Origin of the sequence: Psychrobacter fozii (genome assembly GCF_003217155.1) — a bacterium.
Classification (GTDB): domain Bacteria; phylum Pseudomonadota; class Gammaproteobacteria; order Pseudomonadales; family Moraxellaceae; genus Psychrobacter; species Psychrobacter fozii.
The window spans coordinates 1-5,696 of sequence record NZ_QJSU01000019.1 but is presented as its reverse complement, the minus strand read 5'-3'; the positions used below and the strand labels follow the sequence as shown (position 1 = coordinate 5,696).

At 48.0% G+C, this 5,696-nt stretch carries 2 tRNA genes and 3 rRNA genes; all 5 read left to right on the top strand.

The window, feature by feature from the left end:
• The first annotated feature begins 379 nt into the window (after positions 1–379).
• Positions 380–1,918 (top strand): 16S ribosomal RNA (locus DFP82_RS14570).
• A gap of 89 nt (positions 1,919–2,007) precedes the next feature.
• Positions 2,008–2,084 (top strand) — tRNA-Ile (locus DFP82_RS14565).
• Between the two features lie 8 nt (positions 2,085–2,092).
• Positions 2,093–2,168, top strand: a tRNA-Ala gene (locus tag DFP82_RS14560).
• A 353-nt stretch (positions 2,169–2,521) separates the two neighbouring features.
• A 23S ribosomal RNA gene (locus DFP82_RS14555) occupies positions 2,522–5,383 on the top strand.
• Between the two features lie 192 nt (positions 5,384–5,575).
• A 5S ribosomal RNA gene (rrf, locus tag DFP82_RS14550) occupies positions 5,576–5,690 on the top strand.
• Together the 16S, 23S and 5S rRNA genes with 2 tRNA genes alongside form the textbook arrangement of a ribosomal RNA operon.
• Positions 5,691–5,696 lie beyond the last annotated feature (6 nt).

Here is a 5,696-nt window from a genome sequence, read left to right as displayed (position 1 = left end):
AACCCAGTTAACTCATTGAAACGAAATTAAAAAAGAAGTTGACAGACTATTAAAACATGATATGATAGTCAGCTCGCTAAATAGGATAAGCCACATTGGCTGGGAATATTTAGTTAGAAATACTAACACTGGACGACAGTGATTAGGCATTATTTAAAAGCATAACTAAAGAACAACTTGTGTGGATTTTTGCTGATTCAGAATGTTAAAAAATAAAGTTGGTTGACTATCTTTTCGATAGAATTCTAACTATAAAAATTATCATTTAAGACAGTAAAAAAACTCAAAGTTAATTCATTACGAACATAATTTTTAGCGATTTTGCCAGATTAGATGAGCCAAGTTTAGAAGCTTCTTTAAAGAGCTTCATAGCAAGATTAAACTGAAGAGTTTGATCATGGCTCAGATTGAACGCTGGCGGCAGGCTTAACACATGCAAGTCGAGCGGAAACGATGATAGCTTGCTATCAGGCGTCGAGCGGCGGACGGGTGAGTAATACTTAGGAATCTACCTAGTAGTGGGGGATAGCACGGGGAAACTCGTATTAATACCGCATACGACCTACGGGAGAAAGGGGGCAGTTTACTGCTCTCGCTATTAGATGAGCCTAAGTCGGATTAGCTAGATGGTGGGGTAAAGGCCTACCATGGCGACGATCTGTAGCTGGTCTGAGAGGATGATCAGCCACACCGGGACTGAGACACGGCCCGGACTCCTACGGGAGGCAGCAGTGGGGAATATTGGACAATGGGGGAAACCCTGATCCAGCCATGCCGCGTGTGTGAAGAAGGCCTTTTGGTTGTAAAGCACTTTAAGCAGTGAAGAAGACTCCGTGGTTAATACCCACGGACGATGACATTAGCTGCAGAATAAGCACCGGCTAACTCTGTGCCAGCAGCCGCGGTAATACAGAGGGTGCAAGCGTTAATCGGAATTACTGGGCGTAAAGGGAGCGTAGGTGGCTCTATAAGTCAGATGTGAAATCCCCGGGCTCAACCTGGGAACTGCATCTGAAACTGTAGAGCTAGAGTATGTGAGAGGAAGGTAGAATTCCAGGTGTAGCGGTGAAATGCGTAGAGATCTGGAGGAATACCGATGGCGAAGGCAGCCTTCTGGCATAATACTGACACTGAGGCTCGAAAGCGTGGGTAGCAAACAGGATTAGATACCCTGGTAGTCCACGCCGTAAACGATGTCTACTAGTCGTTGGGTCCCTTGAGGACTTAGTGACGCAGCTAACGCAATAAGTAGACCGCCTGGGGAGTACGGCCGCAAGGTTAAAACTCAAATGAATTGACGGGGGCCCGCACAAGCGGTGGAGCATGTGGTTTAATTCGATGCAACGCGAAGAACCTTACCTGGTCTTGACATATCTAGAATCCTGCAGAGATGCGGGAGTGCCTTCGGGAATTAGAATACAGGTGCTGCATGGCTGTCGTCAGCTCGTGTCGTGAGATGTTGGGTTAAGTCCCGCAACGAGCGCAACCCTTGTCCTTAGTTACCAGCGGGTTAAGCCGGGAACTCTAAGGATACTGCCAGTGACAAACTGGAGGAAGGCGGGGACGACGTCAAGTCATCATGGCCCTTACGACCAGGGCTACACACGTGCTACAATGGTAGGTACAGAGGGCAGCTACACAGCGATGTGATGCGAATCTCAAAAAGCCTATCGTAGTCCAGATTGGAGTCTGCAACTCGACTCCATGAAGTAGGAATCGCTAGTAATCGCGGATCAGAATGCCGCGGTGAATACGTTCCCGGGCCTTGTACACACCGCCCGTCACACCATGGGAGTTGATTGCACCAGAAGTGGATAGCTTAACCTTCGGGGAGGCGTTCACCACGGTGTGGTTGATGACTGGGGTGAAGTCGTAACAAGGTAGCCGTAGGGGAACCTGCGGCTGGATCACCTCCTTATAGATGACATTCGGTCAGCAAGAATTCACAACAAGTTGTTCTTTAGTTTAAGCTAGTATTTATTAGCTTTTGCCTTTGTAGGCATACAAAGGCCTGTAGCTCAGCTGGTTAGAGCACCGTGTTGATAACGCGGGGGTCGGCAGTTCAAGTCTGCCCAGGCCTACCATTATTTACGGGGCCATAGCTCAGTTGGTAGAGCGCCTGCCTTGCACGCAGGAGGTCAACGGTTCGACTCCGTTTGGCTCCACCACTATAAATACGAAACTTTAGATGCTAATAAATAAAATAGGTATTAAATAGAAACAAGTGATTCGCCGTTATATTGGCAAGATTACTTCTTTCTGTTTTATACAGAACCTGCTACTCGACGAGAGAGTAGGAACTATTTAAAAACATAGATATGAGTCTGGGTTAGGAAGAGCGTGTTCACGCGCACTTCTTAACCTTAATAACTCACCTCTTAACGACATCAGTTGTTATCCCAGGGGTGAGTTATTAAAAAAGTAATAAGAGAACTGAATCAAGCGTATAAAATTAGGTGATATCGTTATCATAATTAGATTGTATGACACTTAGAAGTCGAGAGACTACTTGGGGTTGTATGGTCAAGTAATGAAGCGCACATGGTGGATGCCTTGGCAGTCAGAGGCGATGAAAGACGTGACAGCCTGCGATAAGCTTCGGGGAGGCGGCAATATCCTGTGATCCGGAGATTTCTGAATGGGGAAACCCACCTACCATAAGGTAGGTATCTTGTACTTGTACAAGAAGCGAACGAGGGGAAGTGAAACATCTCAGTACCCTTAGGAATAGACATCAAATGAGATTCCCCTAGTAGCGGCGAGCGAACGGGGAGAAGCCGATTAATTCTAATGTAGAAGAACAGCGTGGGAAAGCTGACCGTAGTAGGTGATAGTCCTGTATTCGAAACATTAGAGTTAACATATTAAGTAGAGCGGGGCACGAGAAATCCTGTTTGAAGATGGGGGGACCATCCTCCAAGGCTAAATACTCCTGACTGACCGATAGTGAACCAGTACCGTGAGGGAAAGGCGAAAAGAACCCCTGTGAGGGGAGTGAAATAGAACCTGAAACCGTGTGCGTACAAGCAGTAGGAGCTTCAATTTATTGGAGTGACTGCGTACCTTTTGTATAATGGGTCAGCGACTTATATTCTGTAGCAAGGTTAACCGTTTAGGGGAGCCGTAGGGAAACCGAGTCTTAATAGGGCGTTTAGTTGCAGGGTATAGACCCGAAACCGAGTGATCTATCCATGAGCAGGTTGAAAGTGCCGTAACAGGCACCGGAGGACCGAACCCACTGTCGTTGAAAAGCCAGGGGATGACTTGTGGATAGGGGTGAAAGGCTAATCAAACTCGGTGATAGCTGGTTCTCCCCGAAAGCTATTTAGGTAGCGCCTCGGACGAACACCATTGGGGGTAGAGCACTGTTTCGGCTAGGGGGTCATACCGACTTACCAAACCGATGCAAACTCCGAATACCGATGAGTGATATCCGGGAGACACACAGTGGGTGCTAACGTCCATTGTGGAGAGGGAAACAACCCAGACCGCCAGCTAAGGCCCCAAATTCCTAGTTAAGTGGGAAACGAGGTGGGAAGGCATAGACAGCTAGGAGGTTGGCTTAGAAGCAGCCATCCTTTAAAGAAAGCGTAATAGCTCACTAGTCGAGTCGGCCTGCGCGGAAGATGTAACGGGGCTCAAACTAGGAGCCGAAGCTGCGGATTTGAATTTGTTTTCAAGTGGTAGGGGAGCGTTGTGTAAGCCTGTGAAGGTGTGTCGTAAGGCATGCTGGAGGTATCACAAGAGCGAATGCTGACGTGAGTAACGATAATGCGAGTGAAAAGCTCGCACGCCGGAAGATCAAGGGTTCCAGTCCAACGTTAATCGGGGCTGGGTGAGTCGACCCCTAAGGCGAGGCCGAAAGGCGTAGTCGATGGGAAATCAGTTAATATTCTGATACTTGTTTATAATGCGATGGAGGGACGGAGAAGGTTATGTCAGCCTGGCGTTGGTTGTCCAGGTGAAAGGATGTAGGCTTGTGGCTTAGGTAAATCCGGGCTACTACATGGCTGAGATCTGATAGCAAGCTGTACTTGTACAGTGAAGTGGCAAATACCATGCTTCCAGGAAAAGCTTCTAAGCAATAGTTATAAACGAATCGTACCCTAAACCGACACAGGTGATCAGGTAGAGAATACCAAGGCGCTTGAGAGAACTCTGCTGAAGGAACTAGGCAAAATGGTACCGTAACTTCGGGAGAAGGTACGCTGTTGGTGGTGATAGGACACGCTCCTTGAGCTGCTGGCAGTCGCAGATACCAGGCTGCTGCAACTGTTTATTAAAAACACAGCACTCTGCAAACACGAAAGTGGACGTATAGGGTGTGATGTCTGCCCGGTGCTGGAAGGTTAATTGATGGGGTTAGCGTAAGCGAAGCTCTTGATCGAAGCCCCAGTAAACGGCGGCCGTAACTATAACGGTCCTAAGGTAGCGAAATTCCTTGTCGGGTAAGTTCCGACCTGCACGAATGACATAATGATGGCAGCGCTGTCTCCAGCAGAGACTCAGTGAAATCGAAATCGCAGTGAAGATGCTGTGTACCCGCGGCTAGACGGAAAGACCCCGTGAACCTTTACTACAGCTTTACATTGAACTTTGACCTGACTTGTGCAGGATAGGTGGGAGGCTTTGAAGCAGACACGCTAGTGTTTGTGGAGCCAATCTTGAAATACCACCCTGGTCATGTTGGGGTTCTAACTCAGGTATAACAATACCGAGGACAATGTATGGTGGGTAGTTTGACTGGGGCGGTCTCCTCCTAAAGAGTAACGGAGGAGTACGAAGGTGCGCTCAGACCGGTCGGAAATCGGTCGTAGAGTATAAAGGCAAAAGCGCGCTTAACTGCGAGACCCACAAGTCGAGCAGGTACGAAAGTAGGTCTTAGTGATCCGGTGGTTCTGTATGGAAGGGCCATCGCTCAACGGATAAAAGGTACTCTGGGGATAACAGGCTGATACCGCCCAAGAGTTCATATCGACGGCGGTGTTTGGCACCTCGATGTCGGCTCATCTCATCCTAGGGCTGAAGCAGGTCCTAAGGGTATGGCTGTTCGCCATTTAAAGAGGTACGCGAGCTGGGTTTAGAACGTCGTGAGACAGTTCGGTCCCTATCTACCGTGGGCGTTGGAAATTTGAGAGGATCTGCTCCTAGTACGAGAGGACCAGAGTGGACGAACCTCTGGTGTTCGGGTTGTCACGCCAGTGGCATTGCCCGGTAGCTACGTTCGGATGGGATAACCGCTGAAAGCATCTAAGCGGGAAGCCCACCTCAAGATTAGATTTCCCTAAAGAGCCGTTCAAGACTAGGACGTTGATAGGCAGGGTGTGGAAGTGCAGCGATGCATGTAGCTAACCTGTACTAATTGCTCGTTTGGCTTGACCATACAACACCCAAGTGGTTTGTATACAAGTCTAATTAATCTATCTTGTATAAGCTGTAGTGGCTTATAGAATAAAGAAAGAATATTTCGATATCACCTTTAACCTTGATTCAGTTAGGTTACAAGTTGATCGACCATAAACTAAACACTTATCGTCAAACAATAAAAACAACAGACTCATATCTAACCCCCTTTGCTGACGACAATAGCGCGATGGCCCCACCTGATCCCTTCCCGAACTCAGAAGTGAAACATCGTTGCGCCAATGGTAGTGTGGATTCGTCCATGTGAGAGTAGGTCATCGTCAGCTCTCTAT